Origin of the sequence: Chromobacterium haemolyticum (genome assembly GCF_009936155.1) — a bacterium.
Taxonomy (GTDB): Bacteria; Pseudomonadota; Gammaproteobacteria; order Burkholderiales; family Chromobacteriaceae; genus Chromobacterium; species Chromobacterium haemolyticum.
In genome coordinates, this window is record NZ_AP019312.1 from 4,168,239 (window position 1) to 4,194,272 (window position 26,034).

The 26,034-nt window shown below is 61.3% G+C and carries 35 protein-coding genes and 1 tRNA gene; 28 read left to right on the top strand and 8 right to left on the bottom strand.

Going from position 1 to position 26,034, the window contains the following annotated elements; genetic code table 11:
- Positions 1 to 28: 28 nt before the first annotated feature.
- Positions 29 to 529 carry a molybdopterin-dependent oxidoreductase gene (locus GYH29_RS19080; RefSeq protein WP_039753958.1) on the bottom strand — a complete coding sequence of 167 codons (501 nt, stop codon included), beginning with the start codon at positions 527 to 529 and terminating at the stop codon, positions 29 to 31.
- Positions 530 to 1,094: 565 nt separating this feature from the next.
- On the opposite strand from GYH29_RS19080, the gene GYH29_RS19085 reads away from it, so the two are divergent.
- A tRNA-Sec gene (locus GYH29_RS19085) sits at positions 1,095 to 1,189 on the top strand.
- A 485-nt stretch (positions 1,190 to 1,674) separates the two neighbouring features.
- Here GYH29_RS19085 and GYH29_RS19090 read toward each other — a convergent pair.
- Positions 1,675 to 2,739, bottom strand: a complete 1,065-nt coding sequence (locus GYH29_RS19090) for a phage portal protein (protein ID WP_052052022.1) — start codon at positions 2,737 to 2,739, stop codon at positions 1,675 to 1,677.
- A complete protein-coding gene (locus tag GYH29_RS19095; RefSeq protein ID WP_043591216.1) occupies positions 2,739 to 4,505 on the bottom strand; it encodes a terminase large subunit domain-containing protein in 1,767 nt (588 codons plus the stop codon). The genes GYH29_RS19090 and GYH29_RS19095 overlap by 1 nt, the downstream gene beginning before the upstream one ends.
- Before the next feature lie 148 nt (positions 4,506 to 4,653).
- On the opposite strand from GYH29_RS19095, the gene GYH29_RS19100 reads away from it, so the two are divergent.
- The 20 genes from GYH29_RS19100 to GYH29_RS19195 all read left to right on the top strand — a co-directional run bounded on the left by GYH29_RS19100 (position 4,654) and on the right by GYH29_RS19195 (position 17,490).
- The gene (locus tag GYH29_RS19100; protein ID WP_043591219.1) at positions 4,654 to 5,463 is read left to right on the top strand and encodes a GPO family capsid scaffolding protein; all 810 of its coding nucleotides are present in this window, start codon (positions 4,654 to 4,656) and stop codon (positions 5,461 to 5,463) included.
- Between the two features lie 31 nt (positions 5,464 to 5,494).
- Positions 5,495 to 6,529, top strand: a complete 1,035-nt coding sequence (locus GYH29_RS19105) for a phage major capsid protein, P2 family (protein ID WP_043591220.1) — start codon at positions 5,495 to 5,497, stop codon at positions 6,527 to 6,529.
- Positions 6,526 to 7,200, top strand: a complete 675-nt coding sequence (gene gpM, locus GYH29_RS19110) for a phage terminase small subunit (protein ID WP_043591221.1) — start codon at positions 6,526 to 6,528, stop codon at positions 7,198 to 7,200. The genes GYH29_RS19105 and gpM overlap by 4 nt, the downstream gene beginning before the upstream one ends.
- Positions 7,201 to 7,295: 95 nt before the next feature.
- A complete protein-coding gene (locus GYH29_RS19115) occupies positions 7,296 to 7,769 on the top strand; it encodes a head completion/stabilization protein (protein ID WP_043591222.1) in 474 nt (157 codons plus the stop codon).
- Positions 7,769 to 7,984: a tail protein X gene (locus tag GYH29_RS19120; protein WP_043591224.1), complete on the top strand. Its 216-nt coding sequence runs from the start codon at positions 7,769 to 7,771 to the stop codon at positions 7,982 to 7,984. Before GYH29_RS19115 ends, GYH29_RS19120 begins: the two co-directional genes overlap by 1 nt.
- 2 nt (positions 7,985 to 7,986) lie before the next feature.
- Positions 7,987 to 8,367 carry a putative holin gene (locus GYH29_RS19125; RefSeq protein WP_043591226.1) on the top strand — a complete coding sequence of 127 codons (381 nt, stop codon included), beginning with the start codon at positions 7,987 to 7,989 and terminating at the stop codon, positions 8,365 to 8,367.
- Positions 8,364 to 8,672: a phage holin family protein gene (locus GYH29_RS19130; protein WP_043591227.1), complete on the top strand. Its 309-nt coding sequence runs from the start codon at positions 8,364 to 8,366 to the stop codon at positions 8,670 to 8,672. Before GYH29_RS19125 ends, GYH29_RS19130 begins: the two co-directional genes overlap by 4 nt.
- A gap of 14 nt (positions 8,673 to 8,686) precedes the next feature.
- On the top strand, positions 8,687 to 9,094 hold the full coding sequence (locus tag GYH29_RS19135) for a M15 family metallopeptidase (protein ID WP_043591230.1): 408 nt from the start codon (positions 8,687 to 8,689) through the stop codon (positions 9,092 to 9,094).
- 327 nt (positions 9,095 to 9,421) lie between these two features.
- A complete protein-coding gene (lysC, locus tag GYH29_RS25185; RefSeq protein ID WP_408610197.1) occupies positions 9,422 to 9,646 on the top strand; it encodes an Rz1-like lysis system protein LysC in 225 nt (74 codons plus the stop codon).
- Positions 9,639 to 9,842, top strand: a complete 204-nt coding sequence (locus tag GYH29_RS19145) for a TraR/DksA family transcriptional regulator (protein WP_043591235.1) — start codon at positions 9,639 to 9,641, stop codon at positions 9,840 to 9,842. Before lysC ends, GYH29_RS19145 begins: the two co-directional genes overlap by 8 nt.
- Positions 9,839 to 10,255 (top strand): phage tail protein, encoded by a 417-nt coding sequence (locus GYH29_RS19150; protein WP_043591238.1) that lies wholly within the window; start codon positions 9,839 to 9,841, stop codon positions 10,253 to 10,255. The genes GYH29_RS19145 and GYH29_RS19150 overlap by 4 nt, the downstream gene beginning before the upstream one ends.
- Positions 10,255 to 10,707: a phage virion morphogenesis protein gene (locus GYH29_RS19155; protein ID WP_043591241.1), complete on the top strand. Its 453-nt coding sequence runs from the start codon at positions 10,255 to 10,257 to the stop codon at positions 10,705 to 10,707. The genes GYH29_RS19150 and GYH29_RS19155 overlap by 1 nt, the downstream gene beginning before the upstream one ends.
- Positions 10,708 to 10,775: 68 nt before the next feature.
- Entirely contained in the window at positions 10,776 to 11,915 is a 1,140-nt protein-coding gene (locus GYH29_RS19160) for a DUF2235 domain-containing protein (protein WP_052052023.1), read from the top strand.
- A gap of 125 nt (positions 11,916 to 12,040) precedes the next feature.
- Positions 12,041 to 13,123 (top strand): hypothetical protein, encoded by a 1,083-nt coding sequence (locus tag GYH29_RS19165; protein ID WP_152596901.1) that lies wholly within the window; start codon positions 12,041 to 12,043, stop codon positions 13,121 to 13,123.
- A gap of 79 nt (positions 13,124 to 13,202) precedes the next feature.
- Entirely contained in the window at positions 13,203 to 13,868 is a 666-nt protein-coding gene (locus GYH29_RS19170) for a phage baseplate assembly protein V (RefSeq protein WP_052052024.1), read from the top strand.
- Positions 13,865 to 14,224, top strand: a complete 360-nt coding sequence (locus tag GYH29_RS19175; protein ID WP_043591243.1) for a GPW/gp25 family protein — start codon at positions 13,865 to 13,867, stop codon at positions 14,222 to 14,224. The genes GYH29_RS19170 and GYH29_RS19175 overlap by 4 nt, the downstream gene beginning before the upstream one ends.
- Entirely contained in the window at positions 14,221 to 15,135 is a 915-nt protein-coding gene (locus GYH29_RS19180) for a baseplate assembly protein (protein ID WP_043591245.1), read from the top strand. Before GYH29_RS19175 ends, GYH29_RS19180 begins: the two co-directional genes overlap by 4 nt.
- Positions 15,128 to 15,691, top strand: a complete 564-nt coding sequence (locus tag GYH29_RS19185; protein WP_043591247.1) for a phage tail protein I — start codon at positions 15,128 to 15,130, stop codon at positions 15,689 to 15,691. Before GYH29_RS19180 ends, GYH29_RS19185 begins: the two co-directional genes overlap by 8 nt.
- A 15-nt stretch (positions 15,692 to 15,706) precedes the next feature.
- The gene (locus tag GYH29_RS19190) at positions 15,707 to 17,026 is read left to right on the top strand and encodes a gp53-like domain-containing protein (protein ID WP_052052025.1); all 1,320 of its coding nucleotides are present in this window, start codon (positions 15,707 to 15,709) and stop codon (positions 17,024 to 17,026) included.
- A gap of 14 nt (positions 17,027 to 17,040) precedes the next feature.
- On the top strand, positions 17,041 to 17,490 hold the full coding sequence (locus GYH29_RS19195; RefSeq protein ID WP_052052026.1) for a hypothetical protein: 450 nt from the start codon (positions 17,041 to 17,043) through the stop codon (positions 17,488 to 17,490).
- A 60-nt stretch (positions 17,491 to 17,550) separates the two neighbouring features.
- Here the strand turns inward: GYH29_RS19195 and GYH29_RS19200 are convergent, their stop codons facing one another.
- The gene (locus GYH29_RS19200; RefSeq protein ID WP_152596902.1) at positions 17,551 to 17,757 is read right to left on the bottom strand and encodes a hypothetical protein; all 207 of its coding nucleotides are present in this window, start codon (positions 17,755 to 17,757) and stop codon (positions 17,551 to 17,553) included.
- A 60-nt stretch (positions 17,758 to 17,817) separates the two neighbouring features.
- Positions 17,818 to 18,252 (bottom strand): helix-turn-helix transcriptional regulator, encoded by a 435-nt coding sequence (locus GYH29_RS19205; RefSeq protein ID WP_043591248.1) that lies wholly within the window; start codon positions 18,250 to 18,252, stop codon positions 17,818 to 17,820.
- 131 nt (positions 18,253 to 18,383) lie between these two features.
- On the opposite strand from GYH29_RS19205, the gene GYH29_RS19210 reads away from it, so the two are divergent.
- The 7 genes from GYH29_RS19210 to GYH29_RS19240 are packed head-to-tail and all read left to right on the top strand — an operon-like array spanning position 18,384 to position 24,982.
- Positions 18,384 to 19,556, top strand: coding sequence for a phage tail sheath protein (locus GYH29_RS19210; protein WP_043591416.1), 1,173 nt, complete (start codon positions 18,384 to 18,386; stop codon positions 19,554 to 19,556).
- 9 nt (positions 19,557 to 19,565) lie between these two features.
- Positions 19,566 to 20,084: a phage major tail tube protein gene (locus GYH29_RS19215; RefSeq protein ID WP_198001603.1), complete on the top strand. Its 519-nt coding sequence runs from the start codon at positions 19,566 to 19,568 to the stop codon at positions 20,082 to 20,084.
- Between the two features lie 45 nt (positions 20,085 to 20,129).
- Positions 20,130 to 20,438 (top strand): phage tail assembly protein, encoded by a 309-nt coding sequence (locus GYH29_RS19220; protein WP_043591249.1) that lies wholly within the window; start codon positions 20,130 to 20,132, stop codon positions 20,436 to 20,438.
- Entirely contained in the window at positions 20,357 to 20,566 is a 210-nt protein-coding gene (locus GYH29_RS25190; protein ID WP_174243650.1) for a GpE family phage tail protein, read from the top strand. The genes GYH29_RS19220 and GYH29_RS25190 overlap by 82 nt, the downstream gene beginning before the upstream one ends.
- The gene (locus GYH29_RS19230; protein ID WP_043591251.1) at positions 20,563 to 23,325 is read left to right on the top strand and encodes a phage tail tape measure protein; all 2,763 of its coding nucleotides are present in this window, start codon (positions 20,563 to 20,565) and stop codon (positions 23,323 to 23,325) included. The genes GYH29_RS25190 and GYH29_RS19230 overlap by 4 nt, the downstream gene beginning before the upstream one ends.
- Complete coding sequence (locus GYH29_RS19235) at positions 23,325 to 23,768, top strand: phage tail protein (protein WP_052052028.1); 444 nt, start codon at positions 23,325 to 23,327, stop codon at positions 23,766 to 23,768. The genes GYH29_RS19230 and GYH29_RS19235 overlap by 1 nt, the downstream gene beginning before the upstream one ends.
- The gene (locus GYH29_RS19240; protein WP_232060423.1) at positions 23,765 to 24,982 is read left to right on the top strand and encodes a phage late control D family protein; all 1,218 of its coding nucleotides are present in this window, start codon (positions 23,765 to 23,767) and stop codon (positions 24,980 to 24,982) included. The genes GYH29_RS19235 and GYH29_RS19240 overlap by 4 nt, the downstream gene beginning before the upstream one ends.
- 80 nt (positions 24,983 to 25,062) lie before the next feature.
- Here GYH29_RS19240 and GYH29_RS19245 read toward each other — a convergent pair whose 3' ends face one another.
- From GYH29_RS19245 to GYH29_RS19255, 3 genes are all read right to left on the bottom strand, one after another.
- Positions 25,063 to 25,341 carry a hypothetical protein gene (locus tag GYH29_RS19245; RefSeq protein ID WP_043591254.1) on the bottom strand — a complete coding sequence of 93 codons (279 nt, stop codon included), beginning with the start codon at positions 25,339 to 25,341 and terminating at the stop codon, positions 25,063 to 25,065.
- A 161-nt stretch (positions 25,342 to 25,502) separates the two neighbouring features.
- Positions 25,503 to 25,724 (bottom strand): hypothetical protein, encoded by a 222-nt coding sequence (locus tag GYH29_RS19250; RefSeq protein ID WP_019101111.1) that lies wholly within the window; start codon positions 25,722 to 25,724, stop codon positions 25,503 to 25,505.
- Positions 25,725 to 25,747: 23 nt separating this feature from the next.
- A complete protein-coding gene (locus GYH29_RS19255) occupies positions 25,748 to 25,975 on the bottom strand; it encodes a cold-shock protein (RefSeq protein ID WP_043591422.1) in 228 nt (75 codons plus the stop codon).
- Between the last annotated feature and the right edge of the window lie 59 nt (positions 25,976 to 26,034).

The following is a 26,034-nucleotide window of genomic DNA, read 5'->3' on the forward strand; positions in this document are numbered from 1 at the left end:
CGTCCCGAGCCCTCCTGACCGGCCGGCATCAAAACACCACCAGGCGATTGATCTGCCATACCAGCTTGGCGTCCATCACCGGCCCTTTCTTATCCTCCGGCATTTGGTCCAGTGGATACATCAGCCAAAGCGGCCCGCGGTTGGTGATGTCCAAAGGCTTGTTGTTGACCGAGCGGGCCAGCACGACGTCGAAGTCGTAGAATTCGCGGCGGTCTATCCAGTACACGTAGTCGTTCAGCGCGCGCAGTTTCACCTTCTGGCCGCTGGCGCCCACCTTGGCCAGGATGTCCCGCATCAGCGGTCCGCTGAACACCGATTGCGGCGTCCAGCTGGTCCTGGTCACCACCGAATGCTGCTTCAAGTCCTGCAAATCCTGCTCGCGGAACTCGTACACATTCTTTTCTTTATTAGTGAACTGGCTGATCTTGCCCGACACCGTCAACACCACTGGCCCCGGTTCGGCATACAGCGCGGCCATGCAACACGCCAGCGCCATTCCGCCCAAGACCGCCTTCCAGCTCTTCCCCATGCCACGCTCCCAACCCTGCTCATCCCGTGCCCGTCGTCCGACGTCTTCCGGCGCCGGGCTCATGACATTTGAACTTTGATTTCACAAGCAAAACAATTAAATCTAATTAGAACAAAAATGCCATTAAAATATTTCTGGCCAATATATCAAGCTGCCCGACAAAAAACCATCCGCCCCTATCCGGACCAGTACCATGGGACAGTAGCCGTCGCTCGCGGCGCTCAATGCGAAAGCGGCCCTTCAGGGCCGCTTTCGCATTGCTCCGCCGGCCTCGCCGGCGATAGGCTCATTTGCCGCGACGCAGCCCCGGACGTCCCGCGACATGGCAAAGCTGGGTAAACAAAGACAGAAGGTGCTTCATGCTGATTTCCTTTATTCTCAGTAGACGGAATGACCCGCGCGCTCTTGCGGCGCATTGCAGCGGGCCATCCATTCTAATGGCATGAGGCTCTGTCTAGAAATTCATTTTATTTATAAGGCATAAAATTGGCTTATCGCGATTCCGCGATATAATGCCCGCTGGCGTCGGCTTGACGCCAGCGGGCCAATAGTCCGTTCACACTCTGGAAGAGACTCGTCCCCGGTGGGGCGGCTGGTCTTCAAAATCAGATGGGGCCGCCAGCGGTCCCGGGCAGGTTCGACTCCTGTTCTCTTCCGCCAGCTTCAAGCCGTTGAAAACCACGCCAAGCCAAGGAAAGCCAAGCAAGTAAAGGGCTTCCGGTGTGCATCACTCCAATCGCCGCCGGCCTTGAACGGCTTGCCGCGGCTTCGGAATTCGCACAACTATCGCACATATTTTCCAGCGCCCCACCATTCCTTATATATGGCATTTTGTGCATCACATTCGGCCAGGGCCGTGGCCTCTGCTGAAAGCCTTTGCGCTTGCTGCGATTGCATGCATAGCGCGCATGAAAACGCATGAACAAACCAACCCGCCAGCCTACCGGAGCGCCGCGCCTGGAGCGTTTGCAGGGCATCTATGCAGGTGCATAAATCCCGACCTATTTAGTGCGGGGGCGAGGCGGGGCTTCGATAGCGCGCGCCGGGTGCTGATGGGGGTTCTTTGCGGTCTGGAACCGGCAGACTGTACTACTTACAACAAAAAGCCCCGCTTCCGCGGGGCTGCTGGATCGAGAGGGCTGGCGTCAGCCTGAGACTGTGGCCAGTGCATACTCGCGGAACTGAATAATATCCTCGCGAAGTCCTAGCGCGTTGTGAGCCCAATCATTGGCCTCTTGCAGCCGCAGCTGCAATGGGCGGATTTCATTTTCGTAGAACACGCCAGCCGCCTTAGGCGCATCGCCGAAGCCACCGACGTTGCCAGGCATGATGCCAAGTAGTTGGGGCGGAACCCGATGTGAGGCCAGCACGTCGTCGCGCGTCACGCTCTTGATGTTGAAAAACTCATCCTTCGCAGCCACCTCGGCAAGCGGGATAACTTGGACTCCGTCCTTCTTGCCATTCGGCGTGTAGAGGAAAAGGTTTTTGAAGTTGCCCGGCCCCTTGCTGTCCTTCAGCGCCTGGCGCATGGCGTCAATGTCTTTCTCGTTGTGGGCGGTGTCGGATAGATGCAAGATGAAGCCGGCGTGCGAGCCGTTTAGGTAGTACTTGCGGCGGAACAGCGTCGCCGATTCGTTGAGCCATGCCGATTGCAGCGCGGCCAGATATTCCGGCAGTCCATACACCTCCTGATTGATGTCGGCATCCATCAAGTGCATCACCTGGCCGGCAAGCAGCTGCTCTTGATCGTATCCCGGCACCCACCAGAATCCGCGCAGGTCTTTGGCGCGTCGCACATACTTGGCGCGCGCCGGCTTCAGTTCCATCACTCCGCCCAGCCTGTTGGTGATGGCCTGCAGGTAAGCATTGCCGAAAACCAGATAATCCATCAGCCAGGCCGAAAACGCCGACCGGCTCAGCAGCCGATGCGGCTTGAAGGTGCTGACCAGCACATTGCGCTTTACCGTCAGCGCGCTGGCATGGTGGACATTGGCGCGCAGGCTACGCGCCAGGCCATCCCAACTGATGGGCGGTTCATACCAATGGTCATTGCCCGTGCACTGCAGATAGTCCATGATCTCGCGCCGATCCAACATCGGCACCGGCTCGCCAAAAGTAAACGCAAGCGGCGAGCCGCTGTCGCCGGAGGCTGCCGGCGTGCCAAGATGCGGCGGTGGCGTGTGGGGAAGAAGGCGATAACGGTTACGCATTAGAAAATCTCCATGAGGCTGGAATTGGTGGTGGTCGCGCCTTCAAGCGGCTCGTTGAAAAGGGCGTGCATTGTGGCCCACGCGAGATCCGCGTGACTGGTTTCTTCGGAGCGTCCGGCCTGGTATGTCGCCTGGCGGCCGGACGGTGTCAGGACTTTCTTGATGGACATGAAGCTGGCGGCGATATCGGTATGGCCGGCGTCGTACTCCAGTCGGCCATTGCCAAGCACGTTCATCGCTTTCAGCACCATCTTGGTTTTCAGCTCGACGTTGTATTCAAATGCAACGGCATCCGGCCGGAACTTCTGCACCAGTTGATAAACCGCAGACCCAAGCCCTGTCGTGTCGATACCAATGAACGCCACATGGAAGCGGTCGCAGGTGTCCTTGATGAATTTGGCCTGCGCCTCATAGTCCGCGCCCTGGAACTGGTGGCGCTCAAGAATGCGGAACTTGCCGCCGGGGACGGCCGGCGGCGCCAGCACCACCAGCGCCGATTTGTCGCCGCTCTTGGCCGGGTCATAGCCCAGCCACACCGGGCGATTGCCGAACGGTCTCAAGGTGAAGGGCTTCCAATCACCGCCCCACTCTTCAAGGCTATCCACCATGGCCCGCTGCATCAGGTTGAAGCTGAACACCGATGCACCGTCGTCGATGAATTGGCACAGGTAGAGCTGGGCGAAAACGTCCGGCGTGTTCTTGCGGCGCAAATATTCGATGTTGAACAGGTTGCAGCCACTGGCCTGGGCATCCTCAATCGTCACAATCTGGCGCCACAAGCCATCACCGCCGCGCGCGCCACCTTGCAACGCACCGTGGCTGACGTCGATTTGTACTTGCTCGGCCTTTGGCCTGCCCTGGTTGAACTCGTCGCCGGTCCACCACTTGTACGCCTCATGCGTCATGGTGGATGGCGTGGAAAAGTAAGTGCTGCGGTATCGGGACTGCGAGGCGATAGCGCCCGCCAAGTCCCTCAATTGGCGATAGCGCGGAATCCAGAAAAACTCGTCCAAATACAGGTTGCCGTGATAGCCCTGCGCGGTGCGTGAGTTGGTCCCCAGGAATGCCATTTCCGCGCCGTTGGGCAAGATAATCGTCTCGCCTTTTAGTTCCACGTCCGCCACCTGGGCGGCGAACTTCACGATGTAGTTGCGGAACAGCAGCGCCTGGCTTTTCGAGGCCGACAGGAAAATCTGATTCCGGCCGGTTTCGATGGCGTCAATCAGCGCCTCATGGGCGAAATAATAAGTAGCCCCAATCTGCCGCGACTTCAAAATAACGCGGTCGCGCTCCGCCAGGCCGGCTCTGTGCCAGTGTTTCTGGTAGCCAAACATCCGCTCCAGAAAAGCGGCCTTAAGCTGGGCTGCCTGTTCCTCGCTGATCGCGTTCTTGACCGGCTGGCGCTTCGGCGCTGCGTTGCGGTTCGCAACCTTTGGGTTGAGGTCCGCCGCGTTGCCGCCGTCGCGAAAGCGTCGCACTCGCTCCAGCCGCTCCATCTGCCGGCCGAGGGCGTCCAGCTCCTTGTATTCGCTGTTTCCCTTCGTCGGCAGGCTGATCAGCTGAATCATGCGCGTTTCCAGCGCGCAATCCACTCGCTCCAGTGGCGTGGTGTCGTCCCACTGGTCGCGCCGCTTCCAGCTATGGATGGTCGCCGGCTTCTGTTTCAGCGTCTCCGCAATGCGCGCCACCCGCCAGCCCTGAAAGTACAGATGCTTGGCCAGGCGACGCGGGTCCAGATCGTCGGGAATGGGAAAAGTGCTTGTCATGCCGCGAGTGTGCAGAGCGCTCCCGGCTAAATCCCGCCATGCCGGTTGTCCTGCGGCGTGACACAACGACATGTCGATGACGGCACGGCCTCACCGCCGGAATATGGGCGCATCGCCACGACCCATACCCGACCGAGGACAGCAAACCATGGCAAGCAAGGCAAAGAAATTCCGTGTCGCCACCGAGGGCGCGACCACCGACGGCCGCATTATCGAACGCAGCTGGATCGAGCAGATGGCCGCCAACTACAACCCGAAAAAGTACGCCGCCCGCGTCAACTTGGAGCACTTCAAGGGCTTGCTGCCCGATGGCCCGTTCAAGCGCTATGGCGACGTTCTAGAGGTGGGCGCGGAAAAGGTTGAAGACGAAAAGTTGGGGCTGTTCGTCGTTCTCGACCCGACCGAGGATCTGGTGGCGATGAACAAGGCGCGCCAGAAGATATTCGCGTCCATCGAAGTGGATACGGATTTTGCCGGCACCGGCGAAGCCTATCTGGTGGGCCTGGCTGTCACCGACGACCCGGCCAGCCTGGGTTGCGAAATGCTGAAGTTCAGTGCCACCCAGCGCAAAAACCCGCTGGCCGGCCGCAAGCTCAGCCCCGGCAATCTGTTCACCGAAGCCGTCGAATTCACCCTGGAGCTTGAAGAAGACGGCACCAGCGCGCTGGCCGGTTTCAACGACAAGATCAAGGGCTTGATTGGCAAGTTCACCAAACGTCAAAGCGCCGACACCGCCGAGCTGTCCGCCGCCGTCCAAACCATTGCAGAGAGTCAGGGCGAGCTGCTGGAGCAATTCAGGGGCATGCCGACCGCTGCCGAGTTCAAGACGCTCAGCGAGCAAGTCGCCGCAGGCAAGGCTGAGCATGAGGCTCTGGTCGTCAGGCTGAGCAAAGAGCCAGCCAACCCGGCGCGTCCCCCCGCCACCGGCGGCGACGTCGAACACGTCACCGACTGCTGATCAGCCCTCACCTATCACGGAGCCAAACCGAATGAAGACCAATACCCGCAATGTGTTCACCCAGCTGATCGAGCAAATCGCCAAGCTGAACGGCGTCAGCGCCAGCGCCGTCGAAAAATCCTTCAGCGTCCAGCCGTCGATCCAGCAAAAGCTGGAGACTCGGCTTCAGGAATCCAGCGAATTCCTGTCCCGCATCAACATTGTCGGCGTCGATGAACTGGAAGGCGAAAAGCTGGGCCTGGGCGTATTCGGCACCATTGCCGGCCGCACCAAGGTCACGCCAAACAACCCGCGCCGCCCGCGCAATCTGACGGACATGAACAGCCACAAGTATCGCTGTGAGTTCACCGAGTTCGACACCGCGCTGCCCTATGTTCAGCTCGACGCGTGGGCCAAGTTCCCGGATTTCCAGACCAAGCTGCGCGACGTCATCATCAAGCAGCAAGCGCTGGACCGCATGATGATCGGCTTTAACGGCGTCAGCGTGGCCGAACAAACCGACCGCGCTAAAAATCCGCTGCTGCAGGACGTTAACAAGGGCTGGCTGCAGCACTACCGCGAGAAAGCATCGGAACGCGTAATGGCCGAAGTCAAAAAAGGTTCCGGCAAAGTGGTGATCGGTAAGTCCGACAAGGGCGGCGACTACGCCAACCTGGACGCGTTGGTGATGGATGCCGTCGCCGGTCTGATCGACCCGACCCTGGCCGGCAATCCTGGGCTGGTGGTCATCCTGGGCCGCGACCTGCTGCATGACAAATACTTCCCCATCGTCAACCAAGACAACCCGCCGTCCGAGCAAATGGCGGCGGACATGGTCATCAGCCAGAAGCGCGTCGGCGGACTGCCGGCCGTCACCGTCCCGTTCTTCCCGGCTGGCGCGATGTTGATCACCCCGCTGTCGAACTTGTCCATCTACTACCAGAACGGCAGCCGCCGCCGTCATCTGCGCGAAGAGCCTGATTACAACCAAGCCGCCAACTACGAGAGCAACAACGAAGCCTACGTGGTGGAACGCTACGAGGCCGGTTGCCTGGTGGAAAACATCGAGCCGGTTAAAGCGGCATGAGCCACGCCCGCGCCCACTTCCAGCGGGCCAGCGCCGCCAAGGCTTCGGCCTTGACCGGCGACGAAGGCCCGGTCAATTGCTCCGCCTACGAGCTGATGCTGGTCAAGCTGGCGGAAGATCGCCGCCAGCTCAAACTGGTGCACTCCATGGAACGCAAGGCAGAGGTCAAACGCCAGGTGCTGCCGGACTACCTGCCTTGGGTGGAAGGCGCGCTGCAATCGGATAGTGGGCGGCCTGACGATGTGGTCACCACCGTCATGATGTGGAGCATCGACGCCGGCTGCTTCAGCACTGCCCTGGACATCGCTGAGTACGTGCTCCGCCATGATCTGCCGCTGCCGGACCAATTCACGCGCACGCCGGCCACGGCTGTTGTCGATCAGTTCGCCATCGCCGCCAAGGTCGCCAGAGATGGCAAGAAGCCATTTGATGTCGGCATCCTCGTCTACACCAACGAGCTGACCAAGGGGCATGACATCCCGGATGCCGCGCGCGCCAAGCTGCTCAAAGAAATCGGCCTTGCGCTCGCCGAAAGTGACCCGGCCGGCGCACTGGAGCATTTGCGCCGTGCTCAGCAGCTGTATGACAGCGTCGGCGTGAAAAAAGATATTGAGCGCATTGAACGCGCCATCAAGAACAACGCCCAGCCGCCCACAGGCGGACAGGCGTAACCGAGCGACCCCGCGCGACTGACGGCAGGGGGTGGACGCCGGGCGCCAGCCCACAGCCGAAGCCCCCTCCACCGTCACACCAAGGACAGCAGCCCATGATCATCCCCTCCACCGCCGCCCCGGCGCCCAACAGCCCGCTGGCCAAGCCCATCCGCGCCGGCGCGTTCTGGCCGGAGATTGACCCGGCCCACGCCCGCGCCGTGATGCGCCTGGACGGCACCGTCACCGACGAACGGCTGCGCCATGAACTGGTGGTCGCCATCGCCAGCGTCAACGCCGAGCTGAGCGAGTGGCGCCAGCGCCAGCAGGCCGCCGGCGTCCAGCGGCTGGCCGATGTGGCCGGCGAAGACATCGACGGCGAGCCCGTCCACTTGAGTCACTGGCGCCGCGCCATTTACGCCACCGCCGCCGCCGCGCTGAACGAACGTTTTCGCGGCTTCGACAGCACCGCCGAGGGCCGGCGCCGCGCCGAAGAGCTGGACCTGGCCGCCGACGACCTGCGCCGCGACGCGCGCTGGGCCATCAGCGACATCCAGAGCAAGGGCCGCGCCACCGTGGACCTGATCTGATGCGCACCGTTCGCGCCCAGCAGCATGACAGCGTCGACGCCATCGCCTGGCGGCACTACGGCAAAACCGCCGGCGTGGTGGAAGCCATCCTGGCCGCCAACCCCGGGCTGGCGGACCACGGCCCAACGCTGCCCATGGGCCTGGCGGTGCAACTGCCGGAGCTGGACGCCGCCGACGCGGAACCCGTCAAAACCTTAATCAACCTGTGGGACTAAACATGGCAGAACCCATCAGCACCACCACCACCGCCGGAGCGCTCGCCGCCGCCGCGCTGCTGACCCTGATTCCCGGCGTCGACGCCGCCGTCGTGCTCGGCGCCTTCGCCGGCGGCGCCGTCTTCGTCATCAGCTCCAGCGACATCGGCGTCGGCAAAAAGGCGGTTTTCTTCGTGCTCAGCTTCGTGGCCGGCCTGATTGCCGCCCGCGGCGTCGCCACCTTCGTTGACTGGCTGCTGCCGGAACCTGTGGAAGTCAGCAACGGCGTCGGCGCGCTGATCGCCTCTGCCCTCGCCGTCAAGGCGCTGCTGAGCCTGATCAGCGCCGCCGACAACCCGGAGTTTTTCCAAAAGCTACGCCTGCTCAAAGGGAAAGAGAAATGACCCTGCCCACCGCCACCGCCCTGGTTTGCCTGCTAATCGCCGCCCGCCTGCTGCTGTTCGCCCGCGGCGGCGCCACTCACCGGCCGCGCGCCGGCCTGTTCGCCTACCTGCTCGCCGTCGCCGCCGGCAGCGTCGGCGTGTTCGAGCTGTTCGGCCTGGATAGCCGCCTGCCGCAGCTGGTGCTGCACCTGGCCTTGCTGCTGGCGCTGCTGGCGGTGCGCGGCAATGTGGTGGAGCTGTTCCGCACCACCGACAACCGCCAGTCCTGGCTGGCCATCCTGTTGCGCAAAGAAAAGTGGATCTGAGGGAGGAAACCGCCATGCCCAGCCGTCGCATTGAAGACCTGCACCCGGCGCTGCAGCCGCTGTGCCGCCAGTTCCTGGAGCGTTGCCAGGCAGCCGGCCTCGACATCCTGATCACCTGCACCTGGCGCAGCGGTCAAGAGCAAGGCCAGCTCTATGCCCAGGGCCGCACCGCCCCCGGTGCCAAAGTCACCAACGCCCGCGCCGGTCAGTCCGCCCACAACGCCACGCTTGGCGGCAAGCCGGCGGCTCGCGCCTTCGACATCGTGCCAAAAGTGAACGGCAAGCCGGAATGGAGCGCCGCGCACCCGCACTGGCAGATTGCCGGCCGCATCGGCATGGAGCTGGGCCTCAACTGGTACGGCCGCCCCGGCGCGCCATTCCGCGAGTTTCCCCACTTCGAACTGCCCAAGGAAGTGCGCTGATGCTTGCCGACCTCGTCAAGCGCTACGCCGCCGCCCTGGCCCTGCTCGCCGCGCTGCTCGGCGGGCTCGGCCTGTGGCTGCAGTACCGCGTCATCCAGCAACAGCAAGCGGCGGCGCGGGAACGGATCGCCGCCTACGCGCAGCTGGAAGCCGCCCACCGCCAGCAGGCCGCGCAGCTACGCCAGCAAGAGCAGGATGCCCGCGCCCAGGCCACCGCCGTGCGTCAGCTGACCGAGCGGCTGGAAACCCTCGCCCGCAAACACGCCGCCAACGCGGCCAAACTGGAGCAAGCCTTCAATGCCACCCCGGAAACTCTCGCTTGGGGCGATGTGGCTATCCCTGCTGACATTGCCCGCCTGCTCGACTACGCCGCCGCCGGCGCCCACGGTGCTGAGCAGCCCGCGCTGCGCGCCGTTGACCCGTTGCCAGCTGCCGCCGACGGCGCCGGCCACCAACCGCCAGCTGGCCCAGGCGCTGCAACTGCAGCGGCAGGCGCTTGAAGTCTGCGCCGCCAAAGTCAACGCCACCATCGAATGCCAAGACCATGACTGACTTTTACGACCGCGCCCAGGCGCTGGAGCAGCTGCAGCGCGACGCCGCCATCGACGCCCACTTCGCCGGCGCCCGCGCCGCCGGCGACAGCCTCAGCCACTGCGAGGACTGCGGCGAACCCATTCCCGCCGCACGCCAGCGCATCGTCCCCGGCTGCACCCGCTGCGTGCCCTGCCAGCAATGGGCGGAAAGATGAACAAGCCGCACACCCTGCGCGCCGCGCTGGAGGCCGCGCTGCCCGAGCTGCGTCACAACCCGGACCGGCTGACCATGTGGACCGAGGACGGCCAGCTGGCCATCCGCCCCGGCGCACTGCATTTCACCCTGCACTACACTCTGAAGCTGGTCGTCATCGAATACGGCCGCGGCATCGAATCCATCTTGCTGCCGCTGCTGGACTGGATCGCCATCAACGAACCACCGCTGCTGCAAAACCCGGACGCGCGCGCCGATGGCCTCAGCTACCGCAGCGAAATCATCAGCCATAGCGCCGAGGACATCGAAATCACCGTCAAGCTGAGCGAGCGCGTCAAGGCGGTCAAAGACGCCGCCGGCGGCTTCGCCTTCGAATACCTGGGCGAGCCGGAAGACCCGCCGGGCATGTTCTGATGGCGGACGCCCTCGCCCAGTTGGACAGCAAGCTGTCCGGCCTGCTCGCCCAGCTCGGCCCCGCCCAGCGCCGCGCGCTGGCGCGCCAGATCGTCACCCGCCTGCGCGCCAGCCAGCAGCAGCGCATCCGTCTGCAGCAAAACCCGGACGGCAGCGGCTTTGAAGCGCGTCGGCCGCAGCTGCGCAAGAAAAAGGGCGCCATCCGCCGTCAGATGTTCGCCAAGCTACGCCTGGCGCGCTACCTCAAGACCCAGTCCAGCCCGGCCGGCGGCGCGGTGGAGTTCATCGGCCAGGTCCAGCGCATCGCCCGCGTGCATCAGCTCGGTCTGCGCGACCGAGTCAGCCGAACCCGCAGCGTGATGGCGCAATACCCTGCACGCCAATTACTGGGATTTTCTCCCCCGGATATTGAAGATATTAGCGACACAATACTTAAGTATTTGTCCCGATAAAAAATGCATTGAAATGAGGAATCTCGAAACTAAGATTTAAACACATCATTCGAATAAGGACTATCAAAATGGGAAAGAATATCATTTACTGCGCGGATGGAACGTGGAATGGCGCAGGCAACGACAATACTGGAAAGCTGAAATCAGAAATCGCCACCAATGTGGTCAAGCTATACAACTGGATAGCCGGAGATAACTCCGGCCCTCTGGAGCAAAGTGATGGTGAATATGAAAAAAAAATAACTCAAGGCAACTCGGTCACCCAAATTGCAAAATACATTCATGGCGTCGGAGACGACGACAATTTCTTGGCACGCATGCTGGATGGAATGACCGGCTATGGCCTGATGACGCAAATCATCCGCGGCTATACCTTTATTTCCAGAAACTACCATAATGGCGACAATATATATATTCTAGGATTCAGCCGCGGTGCCTACGCGGCCCGTGCACTCGCAGGCCTGATCTGCTCCCAGGGTTTACTAGCTGGCGATCACACTAAAGAAGATGCCTATAAATTAGGCTGTACTGCCTGGTATAGATACCAGAACCGTAACAACAACTCTCCAATCATGAGTGCCTTACATGCGCTGTTTGCCGGGATGAGTTTTACAAACTTAATCCAGGCCCTCACAGCAAACCAAATTCAGTTCATTAGCACCAATATATATGCAGTTGCAGTTTGGGATACTGTGGGAGCCATGGGCATCCCTGCCTTTAACGACACGAATCAACTGCTTGACACATTCCAATTTGCAGATCTTGATTTAAGCACCAAGGTCTCTTATGGCCTTCATGCCATTTCGCTGGATGAAAAGCGAAAAAACTTCATTCCAACACTGTGGAACTATCGAGACGGCGTCACTCAGGTGCTACTACCTGGTGCACATGCGGATGTAGGCGGCGGCTACCCCATCTCAAACAATGAGAGTGGCCTTTCTGACGGCTCCCTTCTGTGGATGAAAAGCCAGCTTAGCGCCTTACCCAGCCCAATTATTTTTGGAAGCCCCCCGAAGGATATTTCAGCGGACCCCTTGGCTGTCGCGCATCAGGAATGGGATGGCATTCAAGCCATTCTACATTCTCGCACATTTCCAAAATCCCAAAACATCGGCCGTGACACTTCCGTCACCCAACGCCTAGGAAGACTGGTTAGAGTCAATCTTAACGGGCCTCTTTCTAATTACAACCCCAAAAACCTAGTTTAACCACATAAAAATCCACTCCACATCACGCACAAATAGAAAATATAAAACACGTTGCGCGACAAATAAATACACCAAACAAAGCACACAACAGATTCATTAAGGGAGACAATCAAAGGAACCGAAAAATGACCACCGTACTCGCAAAAACGCTTGACCAAGCAATCCAACCCATATTACTACGGGCTCCTATTCCACTGCTTTCTTCAGTCTTGAGCGAAGCCAAGCTAAATAACATCATCATCAAACGAGAGCGCATTGAAGTTCACAAACTTGCCACAGCATACGTCACCCGTGTCAAGGTGATGTATGACGCATTCCACGACCACAGACAAGACGCCTCGACTACAGAATTAAACCCAATGCCTACATGGGAAGAGCTATTCAAACTAGAGGTAAAAATTATTAATGAAGCCAATCATGAATCATTGCCGTATTTGATTGCATACTATGCGGAAAATTCTTTAGATTACTGCACATTAGGAAGCGAAAACCAAGCCCCAATCAAACCCAACAGTAGAGTAGAACATAATGATGCAATCAAGCATCTCAAAAAATCACCTATACATCAAAACCTTCAAAACAAAACGGACGATGAAACCAATAAAAAGAAATACAAACTATTAACCGATGCAATAAATGGGCAACGTTCGTTCTACAGAGCAATCAGAAAGGAAAGAGCCGTTGATGGATTACGTTTAAAACTACTACTCGCCGCATTCCTAATAGAGGTTCCATTTTTCATAGCATTAATATCAGACCATACTGGACTACCAATAAAATCATTAGCAATCGCTGTAACATTTGGTGTACTGGGGGCATTCACCAGTGTACTAAGACGTTTGCAGGGCGTAGAAACCAAAGAAGAAATCAATCAAAAATCCGGAGTCGGCATATCCATTCTCATTGATGGATCATGGAGCCTTTATTTAGCGCTAGCCAGTGGAGCAGTATTTGGTGCCATGGGGCTTTTTATTTTTGGCTCAGGATTGCTCAAAGGAATAATTACCGAAAATCTAATACCTAAAATATCAGATATCGCAGACAACTCATATTATTTCAAACTTGCAGGCTATATCGACACGTGCAAAATGGCTGTATGGGCATTCATTTTTGGATTTGCCGAAAAATTCATACCTGACCTACTAAACATTCTCGGCAATGGTGTCAAGAAAGACGGCCCTCCAAATCAAAACAAAGGAGCCAATTAAAAGCCCCAGTGGAAATGAGTATCTACCTCGTAGTTGTGCTCACTCCCCACACAACACCCACCCCGCCACAAGCCACGCCATGCCGGGCACACTGCCCGGCATGGACCCCATCGACCTGATCACCCGCTTTGAAAACCTGCTGCGCACCGGCACCGTCGCCGCCGTGCAAGCCAGGCCGCCGCGCGTCCGCGTCCGCTCCGGCGGCCTGCTGACCGGCTGGCTGGCCTGGTTTCACGCACGCGCCGGCGGCACCTGCGATTGGGATCCGCCGACACCGGGCGAACAATGTCTGATCCTGAGCCCGTCCGGCGAAACCACCGCCGGCCTGGTGCTGCTCGGCCTCAATGCCGACGACGCGCCGCCGCCCAGCGCGGACACGGGGGAATGGGTTCGGGTGTTTCCAGACGGTGCCCGCTTCGCTTACCACCATGGCCGCGGCGAACTCAGCGTGTCTGGCATCCAGACCGCCACCATTCAAGCCGCCGTGCGTTGCGTCATCCGCTGCCCGGAAACCGAAACCAGCGGCAACCTGACCGTCGGCGGCAATCTGACCGTCAAGGGCGCCACCACCAGCGAAGGCCTGCTCAGCTATCAAGCCGGCCTGGCCGGCACTGGCGGCGGCACCGGCACCGCCATCAGCGGCACCCTTACCCACAGCGGCGGCCAGCTCAGCAGCAACGGTGTGGTGCTGGACGGCCACACCCACCCCGACACCCACGGCGGCAACACCGGAGCCCCGCAATGAACTACCTCGGACTCAACGCCAACACCGGCCGCGCCATCGTCGACGACGCGCAGCTGTGCCAGTGCGTGCAAAAAGTGCTGACCACACCGCTGTATCAACGCGTCCAGCGCCGGCTGTTTGGCAGCCAGTTGCCGGAACTGGTCGATGCGCCGCTCAACGGCAAAACCCGCATGCAATGCCTGGCCGCCACTGCGATGGCGCTGGCGCGTCATGAGCCACGCATCGAGCTGCATCGGGTGGGCATGCGCATCGGCGCCGGCAGCCAGGCCGGCACGCTGGCCATCGACATCGAAGCGCGGCGCCGCGACGGCCCGGCCGCCGGGCAAGCGCTCAATCTCTCGGTTGGCCTGCGATGATAGACCTGACCCAACTGCCGCCGCCGGACGTCATCGAGGCGCTGGACTTCGAAACCCTGTTCCAAAGCCGCAAGGCCCGGCTGCTGGCGGCCGCGCCGCCGGATCTGCGCGCCGGGCTCGCCGCCGCTCTGCAATTGGACAGCGAACCGCTGACCATGCTGCTGCAAGAGTTCGCTTACAACGAGCTGCTGCAGCGCCAGCGCATCAATGAAGCCGCCCGTGCCAGCCTGCTGGCCTACGCCGCCGGTGCCGACCTGGACAACCGCGCCGCCGACTACGGCGTGCAGCGGCTGCTGCTGCAGCCGGCCGACCCGGACACCGTGCCGCCCACGCCGGCGGAGTGGGAAGAAGACCCCGCGCTGCGCCGGCGCTGCCAGATGGCGCTGGAAGGCCTCAGCGTGGCCGGCCCGGCCGGCGCCTACAAATTCCACGCTCTCAGCGCCAGCGGCCAGGTGCTGGACGCCAGCGTCGAAGGCCCGAACAGTCCCTTGCCTATGCCGCCGGAGCCCGGCACCGTGCGCGTGTTCGTGATGGACCGTCGCGGCGACGGCGTGCCCGACGCCGCGCTGCAGGCCACCGTCGCCGAGGCGCTCAACGACGAAGCCGTGCGGCCGATTTGCGACACCGTCGAGGTGCGGCCAGCCGAGCCGCTGGCCTTTGCCGTGGAGGCCGCCATCGAATGGGAGCCGGGCGGCAAGGCCGCCAGCGGCGGGCTGGACGGCGCCAGACTGAGGCTGGCCAGCCTGTTGGAATCGCGCCGCCGGCTGGGCTCCGCCGTCGCGCGTTCAGCCATCGACGCCGCGCTGCATGTCGCCGGCGTGCGCCGCGTGCTGCTCACCGCGCCGGCAGCCGATGTGCTGTGCTCGCTGCGCCAATTCCCCAAAGCCGAGGAGATTACCCTTCATGACTAGCCGCCTGCTGCCCGGCAATCGCACCCCGCTGGAGGCTGCCATCGCCGACAGCTGCACGCCGGATATCGACCCCACGACGATACGCGGCATCGCCGACAGCGCCCGCTGCCCGGTGGCGCTGCTGCCGCTGCTGGCCTGGGAGCGCAGCATCGACGACTTCAACGCCGCCGCCAGCGAGGCGCGCCAGCGTGCCGTGATTCGCTCCTCCGTCGCCGTGCATCGCCGCAAAGGCACCGTCGCCGCGGTGCGCCAGCTGTTCCGGGATCTCGGCCTGGGTGAAGTCGACATCGAACAAGGCCGCAGCGGCTACCGGCGCGACGGCAGCCGTCGGCGCGAAGCCTACAACCGGCGCGGGCCGCGCGGCACGCATTGGGCCGAATACCGCGTCATCTGTTACAGCCTGCTGACCAACCAACAAGCCAGGACCGCGCGCGCGCTGCTGGACGACATCGCCGCCGGTCGCTGCCGGCTGGTGGCGCTGGACTTCAGCCACGCGGCGCTAACACGCAACGGCTACGGCCAGCGCAATGGCGCGTTCTCGCGCGGCCTGGTGTGAGGAGAGAGGAGCACGATGGGATATCTGAACGATAAGGAAAGCTGGGACCGCGTCCCCTATTTTGCCGAAGACGCGGTGCTAACCGGCGGGCCGGACTGCCCGGACAACATCCCGATTCAGGCGTTGACCAACCGGACGGCCCTGCTTAAGAAGCGGCTGGACGACGCCGTGGCCGGTGCGCTGGCCATCGAGTACGCCAACAAGCTGAGCACAGCACGCAAAATCGGAATGAGCGGGGACGGTAGTTGGTCTGTGCAATTCGATGGCGGCGGCAACGTCAGCGCTGCGCTGACGCTGACGGACTCCGGCGTGGAGGCCGGCACTTATCCGGTGCTGACCGTTGACAAGAAGGGCCGCGCCACTGCCGGCCGCGCGCTGCAATCGGCTGATTTGCCGATGAATGCCGCGCTGCCCGGCGAGCCCACGGTAAAAACGCCACCGCCCGGCGCTGGCGACAAGCGCATTGTTAACGCGGAATTCGTAGCCGGGGCGCTGGCGTCATTGGTGGGGTCCGCGCCGGCAGTGCTGGACACGCTGAACGAACTAGCGGCGGCGTTGGGCAATGATCCCAACTTTGCCGCGACGATGGCGGCAGCGCTGGCCGCCAAGGCGCCGCTTGCCGGTGCGCAATTGAGGGGCGAGCCCACGGCGCCGACGCCGCCGCAATTTGACAACAGCGACCGACTCGCAACAACGGCCGCGGTGAAGGCTGCCGGCCTGACGTTTTCGGGTGTCGCCTATATGAACTCGCTGCCTGCGGTGGTTGACGCCACGCTTGCGGGCAAACTCATAGTGATTAACGCGAGCGCGACGGGTACGGTCGCGCTACCGCTGGCATCGGGTTTGCCAGTGGGGGCGACTATCACCCTTGTGAATGAATCCAATTACGCTCAGACGATTGCTCGCCAGGGCGCAGACATCATTGTTGCCGGTAACTCAAACAGCGCAAATGCCTATTCCATGGAGCCGGGAACATTTGCAGTGTTCATCGTGGATGTCGGCGGGTGGCATATGGGTTTGCGGACGGCACAGCTTGGGCTGACGGGTGCATTCGGATCTTCCGGCGCACCCAACGACTACCGGCGCCTGCCGGGCGGGCTGATTATTCAATGGGGGCGCCAATATATCGCTAGCGGTAACGGGGACACCATCACATTCCCCACCGCGTTCCCAAATGCGGTGTTTGTTGTCATGGCAACGGACTACGGAACCGGTTGCAACCAGATGGGGGCGGTTACATCAGCTTCGAAGACATCATTTTCGGCATATGGCAAAGCCGCCGGAACGAACAGTTTCGTGAGCTCTGCATATAGTTGGTTTGCCATCGGCAACTGACAAGGAAGAAAACAATGTTTCTCTACTACGCAAAATCTACTGCTGGTTTCTACGACCCTGCCATTCACGGAGAAGCAATCCCCTCCGACGCCGTCGAAATCACGACTGAAGAGCATGCAGCCCTGCTGTTTGCGCAATCCGCCGGCAAGGTGATCCGGGCCGGCGAGGACGGTAAGCCGCTGGCCGTTGATCCGCCGCCGCCGCCGCTGGAATCGCTCAAAGCGGTGCAGGCCAAAATCCTGACGGACACAATGGACGAGCTTGAAGCCGAGCAACACCGCGCCACGCGAGAAGCCCTAAACGCACTGTTGGTGGGCGTGCCACCAGCAGAGATTGCGGCGACGCCGGCCGGTAAGCGGCTGGCTGCAGTGGATGCGGAAATGGCGGCTATGCGCGGCAAGCTGGCCGCAGTTGAAGCGGCCAAGGATGCAGACGAATTGGATTCCCTTTCGCGCTCGATATAACGTCAACACCAAACAAAAAGCCCGGCCAAGCGCCGGGCTGTTTCATTGAGATGATGGGAATTAACGCTGGCTCAGCCTGCCGGCCTCAAACTTCAGCGCCGCCGCGCAGCTGGCGGTGAAAAAATAGATGGACGGATCGGCGTGGCTGGCCGCCAGCGTTTCGCCCAGCCGGTTCAGACAGGTGGTCAAGTTTTCCAGTGTGTCCTGGCAGGTGTCCCCTATCAAAGGGTTTAATTGTTGTGGAGTCGTCACGGTGCCTAGAGTCATTTTTAACCTCGCTTGCTTAATGTACTGCAACGACGATTGTGAAGGCTCGGCTCCCACCCGTTAATCGGCGGAAACGCCGATGTCCCGCATAGTCTCCGCAAAATAGACATGGCGGATGATTTTTCTAACGGTGATTTTGCCCTCGTCAGAACGGCCCACGCCGAGCTTTCTCCCAATGTTTTCAATGTGATTCCGCACGGTTCGCTCGCTAATGCCCAAAGCTTCCGCCGCTTGCCAATTGCTACAACCAGCAGCCACCGCCTCAAGAACCTGAATTTCCCTGTCCGTCAATTGGCCTAAAGCATGGGATTTATTTTGCTCACGCGCCGCGGCATCGCCCAGCAAGCTCCGCAAACCCAGCGTCATGCCGCCCACCAAATGGGGCGGAATCTCAAGATGAGCAACGCCGGACAGATGCCGCAACAACGTGCGAATCTCGCGGTCCCCCGCCGCCGCCAAGTAATGCTGGAGCAAGCCGGCGGCGTCAGGCGGCATCCTAAAACATTCTAATTCAGACCATCGGCCTGCCACTCTAAGTTGTCCGGGCAGCTGACACAACGTAGCGACGTCGCATCTAAGCGCGGGCTGCGCCACCATGCCGGAAACCCCGCATGGAGAAGCCCCGCATGGCCACTGACTACCATCACGGCGTCCGCGTTGTCGAAATCGACGAAGGCAGCCGTCCCATTCGCACCATCGCCACCGCCGTCATCGGCATGGTTTGCACCTCCGACGACGCCGACCCGGTCGCGTTCCCGGAAGACGTGCCGGTGCTGATCACCGACGTTGACCGCGTCATCGGCAAGGCTGGCGTCAAGGGCACGCTGGCGCCCAGCCTGGCCGCCATCGCCGACCAATGCAAACCGGTGGTCATCGTCGTGCGCGTCAAACCCGGCAAAACCGCAGAGGAAACCACCACCAAGGTGATTGGCACCACCGGCGCCGACGGCCGCAAGACCGGCATCAAGGCCTTGCTGAACAGCAAAGCCCGCTTTGCCCTGTCGCCGCGCATTCTTGGCGCGCCCGGCCTGGACAGCCAGCCGGTGGCGGCGGCGTTGGCCGCACTGGCGCAGCAGATACGCGCTTTTGCCTACTTGTCCGCCTACGGCTGCAAAACCATGGAAGACGCGGTGGCCTACCGCAAGAACTTTGGCCAGCGCGAGGCCATGGTGATCTGGCCGGACTTCATCGCCTGGGACGGCGCCGCCAACAAAGAGGCCGCCGCCTACGCCACCGCTCGCGCGCTGGGCCTGCGCGCCTTCATCGACGAAACCGTCGGCTGGCACAAGACCTTGTCCAACGTGCCGGTGCAGGGCGTCACCGGCATCAGCGCCGACGTCTACTTCGATCTGCAAGGCACCGCCACCGATGCCGACTACCTGAACAGCAACGACGTCACTACGCTGATCAACCAGAACGGCTACCGCTTCTGGGGCTCGCGCACCTGCAGCGCGGACCCGCTGTATGCCTTCGAAAGCTACACCCGCACCGCCCAGGTGCTGGCCGATACCTTCGCCGAGGCGCAATTCTGGGCCGTCGACAAACCGCTGACCCCAGGCCTGGCGCGCGACATCATCGAAAGCCTGAAAGCCAAGGGCCGCAGCCTGGTCAACCAGGGCTATCTGCTGGGCTTTGATTGCTGGTTCGACGACAAGGTCAACGACAAGGACAGTCTCAAGGCCGGCAAGCTGGCCATCGACTATGACTACACCCCGGTGCCGCCGGCGGAGAACATCACCCTGCGCCAGCGCATCACCGATCACTACCTGATGGACTTCGCCAGCCAGGTCAAAGCATAAGGACACCCCATGTCAGGCATCGCACTGCCGCGCGCCTTGCGCAAATTCAATGTTTTCATCGACGGCGTCGGCTTCATCGGCCAGGCGCTGGAAGTTAAGCTGCCCAAGATCACAATGGAAACCGAAAAGTATCGCGGCGCCGGCATGATCGGCTCCGTCGCGCTGCTCAAGGGCCTGGGCGATCTGGAGCTGGAGCAGACCTATAACGGACCCATCCGCGAAATCGTCATGACTTTCGGCGCCGAACGCCACGACGCCGCCCAAATCCGCTTCATGGGCAGCTACGCAAAGGAGGATGACGGCAGCGCCCAGGCGGTGGAAGTCGTCGTCCGCGGCCGCCACAACGAGATGGACATGGGCGACGCCAAGGCCAAGGAAAACGGCTCATTCAAGGTTAAAACCGACCTCAGCTACTACAAGCTGATTGTCGACGGCGAGGAGTGGCTGGAAGTCGATGTCGTCAACGACGTGTTCAAGGTTTTCGGCAAGGATATCCAAGCCGCGCACCGCGCCAACGTTGGCCTGTAAACCCACCATCCGGCCCACCCCGGCCGCTCAAATCAAGGACATGCCATGCAAGACAAAGACCCCATCACCCTGGACCAACCGATCCAGCGCGGACAGACCCAAATCGCCTCCATCCGCATCAGCAAGCCCAGCGCCGGCCAGCTGCGCGGCACCAAGCTGGTGGATCTGCTGCAAATGGACGTCGGCGCGCTGATCACCCTGTTGCCGCGCATCACCCTGCCGCCGCTGACCGAACAGGAAGTGCAAGGCATGGACCCGGCTGACCTGACCGAATGCGGCATCGCGGTGGCCAGTTTTTTGGGGAAGAAGGAACGGCTGCCGAGCGAAGCGGACACGGCCTCCCCGGCCGCGTAGAAGACGCCATCGCCGACGTCGCGGTCATCTTTCACTGGCCGCCGTCGGCGTTTGATCACATGAACCTGGCCGAGCTGGCCGACTGGCGCGAACACGCCCGCCTGCGCAGCGGCAACGAGGACACATGAGCGATACCCGGATGAAGCTGGAAGTGCTGCTGGCGGGCGTGGACAAGCTGACCCGCCCGCTGCGCGACGCCATGGCCGGCAGCAAGGAACTGGCCCAGGCGGTCAAGCACTCCCGCGAGCAACTAAAAGCGCTGGAGCGGACCCAGGGGCAAATGGCATCCTTCAACCGGCTGCGCGAACAATCCAAGGCCTCCACCGAAGCCATGCGCAAGTCCAACGAGGCGCTGGACAAGCACCGCCGCGCGCTGGGGCTGGCGCAGACCGAACGCACCGCCACCGCCGCCAAGCTCAAAGCCGCGCAAAAGAGCTATGACAACCTCAATCACGCGCTGATCAAGTTTCCTAATCTGGCCGGCAACTACACCGCCGCCATCGCCAAACAAAAGTTTGAGCTGGAAGCGCTGCAGCACAAGCACAACCTGCAAACCAACGCCATCCGCCGCGCCAAGGACGCGATGCAAAAGGAAAGCGTGACGCTCAAGGAAAACACCGCCAACCGCCAGCGGCTGGCGCAAGAGCTGGTGAAAAGCCGCCAGCTACTGAGCAATGCCGGCATCAAGGTGGGACAGCTGGCCCGGCACGAGGATCAGCTCAAGTCCAGTGTCGCCGGCGTCACCGCCTCGCTGGAGAAGCAGCAGGCCGCGCTGGAAAAAGTAAGCCGCCACCAGCAGCGGCTGAACGACATTCGCGGCCGCTACGGCCGGGCAAAGGAGGTGCGCGACAAGGTGGCCGGCGTTGGCGTGGCCTCCATGGCCGGCGGCGTGGCCACCGGCGCGGCGGTGCTAAAGCCGGTAGCGGCCTACGCGGAGGCGGAAGACTCGGCAACCCAGTTGAAGGGCGCCATGATGCGCGCCGGTGGCGTCGTGCCCCCCGAATACGAGCAAGTCAACCGGCTGGCCGAAAAGTTGGGCGACCGCTTGCCGGGTACCACGGCGGACTTTCAGGACATGATGACGATGCTGCAGCGTCAGGGCATGAGCGCCCAGTCCGTGCTGGGCGGCTTGGGCGAAGCCACTGCCTACCTGGGCGTGCAACTGAAGATGGCGCCTACAGAGGCCGCTGAATTCACCGCCAAGCTGCAAGACGCCACCCGCACCAGCGAAAAAGACATGATGGGGCTGGTGGACATGATCCAGCGCGGCTTCTACGCCGGCGTCGACTCCGGCAACATGCTGGAAGCCTACAAGGGTTTGGGCGCGGCGATGGACATGATCAAGGTCAAGGGCCTGGAGGGCGCCAAAGCCTTCGCGCCCTTCGTCGTGATGATGGACCAAGCCGGCATGCGTGGAGAGTCCGCCGGCAACGCCATCCGCAAAGTCATCGCGGCGGGGCTGAACATCGACAAGATCAAAAAAGTGGAGAAGTCCCTGCTCAAGAAGAAAAAGATAAGCCTGGGGCTGGACTTCACAAATGGAAAGGGCGAGTTCGGCGGTCTGGACAACCTGATGAAGCAGCTGGCCAAGCTGCAGAAGCTGGACACCGTCAATCGCCTGGCGGTGCTGAAAGACATTTTTGGCGACGACAAGGAAACCAATGAGGTTCTTTCCAAGATCATCGAGAAGGGCCAGGGCGGCTACGACGATGTGGTGAAGAACTTGGCGGAACAAGCCAGCCTGCAGGAACGCGTCAACCAGCAGCTCGGCACCCTCAAGAATCTGTGGGATGCGGCCAGCGGCACCTTTACCAATGCCATGGTGAAGTTTGGCGAATCCATCTCGCCGGAGCTGAAATCCGCTGCAGAGTGGATCGCCAACCTATCCGAAAAAACCGGCGCCTGGGCGCGGGAAAATCCCAAGCTCGCCAATGCGCTGATGAAAGGCGCGGCGGTGCTGGCCATCATCATGGTCACATTCGGCGCGTTCGCCCTGGTGCTGGCTACCCTGATCGGACCATTGGCGCTCGCCCGCATGAGCGTGTCCACGCTGTTTGCAGGGTTGAGCAGCGGCCTAGGCGTCTTGGGCCGGATAGGCCCGGCGCTGATGACGGTGCTGAAGGTTGTCGGCTTCGTCGGCCGCATGATGATGTTCACCCCCATTGGCCTCGCCATCACCGCCATTGCCGCCGCCGCCACGCTGATCTACCTCTATTGGGAGCCGATCAAGGCCTTCTTCGCCGATATCTGGGCGGAAATCAAAACGGCGTTCAGCGGCGGCGTGGCCGGCATTGCCGCGCTGATCCTCAACTGGTCGCCGCTGGGGCTGTTCTATCGCGCCTTCGCCGCAGTAATGGGCTGGTTCGGCGTGGAGCTGCCGAACCGCTTTACCGGCTTCGGCACCATGATCATTCAAGGCCTGGTCAACGGCATCAAAAACAGCCTGGGCGGGGTCAAGGACGCCATCCTCGGCGTCGGCGACATGCTGCCGGAGTGGCTGCGCAACAAGCTGGACATCCACTCGCCGTCCCGCGTATTCGCCGGCATTGGCGGCTACACCATGGCCGGGCTGGAACAAGGCATCGTTAAGGGCCAGGACGGCCCGCTGGCCGCACTGCGCCAGGCCACCGGCAAGCTGACCGCCATCGGCGCCGGCGTCATGCTGGGCGCCGGGCCGGCGCTGGCCGGCCAGTTGGACACCCGCCCGCCGCTGGCGCGGCCGGCGGCGGCGACCGCCGCTCCGGTGATGATCAACGCCCCCATCACCATCCACGCCGCGCCCGGCATGGACGAACGCGCATTGGCGCGGCTGGTGCGTCTGGAACTGGAGAAAGCCCAGCGCGACGCCCAGGCCCGTCAGCGCAGCAAATTTGGAGACATCGACTAATGCTAGGCCTGCCGATGATGGCGCTCGGGCTGTTCGTGTTCACCCGCAGCACCCTGCCCTACCAGGAAATGAAACAGCAGTACGGCTGGCGCTGGCCGGGCAATCCCCGCGTCGGCGCCGCGCCCGGCCGCCAGTACACCGGGCCGGAGGAGGAACCCATCACCCTGTCCGGCAAGCTGCTGCCGGAGCTGACCGGCGGCGACAGCTCGCTGGCCCTGCTCAAGCTGATGGCCGATCAGGCCAAGGCCTGGCCGCTGATCGAAGGCACCGGCATGATTTACGGCTTCTATGTCATCGAGAAGCTGGACCTGACCCGCCGCGAGTTCTTCAGCGACGGCAAGGCGCGCGAGATCGACTTCACCCTGACACTGCAGCGCGTTGACGGCAGCATGCTGGACCTGCTCGGCAACCTCAGCCGGGCGGTGATGGAGCTGGCGTTTTGAGCCTGGACAGCCTGACGGCCGCCGGCCAGGGCATCGCCCAGCAAGGCCTGGACCTGGCCGGCCAAGCGCTGGACAACCTCGCCGGCTTTGCCGGCCTCAATGGCGCGCCGACACCGGCCTGGCGGCTCACGCTCAACGGCAAGCCGCTGGACAGCGCGCTGCGCCGCCGGCTGGTGGCGCTGACGCTGACCGACAACCGCGGCTTCGAAGCCGACCAGCTCGACATCGTGCTGGACGACAGCGACGGCATGCTGGAGCTGCCAGGCCGCGGCGCCGTCATCGCCGTGGCGCTGGGCTGGCAACATAGCGGCCTGATCGACAAGGGCAGCTACACCGTTGACGAAGTGGAGCACAGCAGCACCCCTGACATTCTGACCCTGCGCGCCCGCTCCACCGACCTGCGCGAAGGCATCGCCGCCAAGCGCGAAAAAAGCTGGAGCAAGACCACGCTCGGCGCCATCGTCCGCGCCATCGCCGCCGCCAACCAACTGCAGCCGGCAATACCCGACTGGCTGGCCAAGCGCCGCGTCGAACAGCTGGATCAGCGCAACGAAAGCGACGCTCAACTGCTGCACCGGCTGGCGCGCGAACACGACGCCGTGGCCACGGTGAAAAATGGCCGCCTGGTGTTCTGCAAGGCCGGCGACGCCGAAACTGTCAGCGGCAAGCCCTTCCCGGTCTGCACCCTCACCCGCGCCAGCGGCGACAGCCACCGCTTCAACATCGCCGACCGCAACGCCTACACCGCCGTCAAAGCGCAATGGCAGGATCTGAACCGCGCCAAGCGCGGCGAAGTCGTTGTCGACAAAAACACCCGCTTCGAACGCCGCGCCACCGTCACCAAACTGGGGCGCCAGACCAAACGCAAAAAGCTCACCGCCATCCAGCAAAAAGGCGTGGAGCCCAGCGCCGGCAACGTCAAGGTACTACGCCACATCTATGCCAGCGAAGCCAGCGCGCTGCAGGGGGCGAAAGCCGCATGGGAGAAGCTGCAGCGCGGCGCCGCCGAGTTCAGCATCAACCTGGCCTACGGCCGGCCGGAGCTGTTCGCCGAGCTGCCGGCCAGGGTGCAGGGCTTCAAGCCGGCCATCGACGCCACGGAATGGGTGATCAACAAGATCACTCACACCCTCAACGACGGCGGCTTTACCAGCCAGCTGGAGCTGGAGATGAAGCTGGAAGCGGTGGAGGCGTCTATCCCTCCGAGTATTTAAGGCTCGACCAGATAAACTGCGACAAGGAAGTTGGGCACGCCAAAAATGACAAAAAGATTAAAATTGACATAAGGGCTGCCCTAGATATGCTGGACTCGTTCGTGCTCATAACTCACCAGAATGTCCATCAGCACAGAAGCCAAACCTGGGGTTAAAATTGTAAGTTGCTCCGAGGTGTAGGCTTCGCTTATAGCATAAAATATTGCTCTACTATCCCCTGCCAAGTCCCTCAAATCATTTACAGTAAACAGTCGAATATCGTAGCGCCCACCCATCAACAACCAGAAGCTAGCTAGCAACGCACTATCGCGATTTCCATTCATCGCTTCGATTCGTTCCAAAATCTCACTTTCAGTCATCGAGCGCCTCTCATTCCAAGTATTAGCGTTGTCTGCAACCGAACTTTCAGAAGTTCCACATGTTCTAACAAAAAGTCGGCCAATAGCTCTACTTTTGTTTACTTCTTCGCATCTGTTTGTGTCTGCCAGTGGCACCATTCAGGGCTAATCATTGAAACGACTTAACGGAACAACAGGTTTGCGACATTAGACAAGGTGACTTCGTCACTGATGTCCTGTTGTAGTCGTCTGGAGAAGTTCAGCACGAAATCAGCCGCAGCAGTAGCACTGGCAGCTCCCGCATCATGACAGGGGCCTGGGGTGACGAACAAGGCCTTTGGGTCGGCTACGATGGCTTTGAGTAGCGCCGCCAGTGCTAGTACGTCGGCATTTGTTTTGTGCATAATATTTTCCCAAATAAATTATTTCAGTCTTGTGCGTTGTAGAGAGGGGCGAGTAGACGGATACACTGGGCTTGCAAACCATTCACGCCGATAGCCTTTATGTAGCTGACACGTTGCCCTGGAGGTAAATATTCCGGGATATCCATCATTACTTGCGACACCTCCAGATACAGATTATCTCCACGAAAGTCTGGCTGGATAATACCGGCACCTTTGACCGGATCAAAAAATTTGATAATGCCTGTTGCCATAATAGCAATCTCCTTATTCATTAGTATCAATACATTCTAGAAGAAGTGGGGGATATACC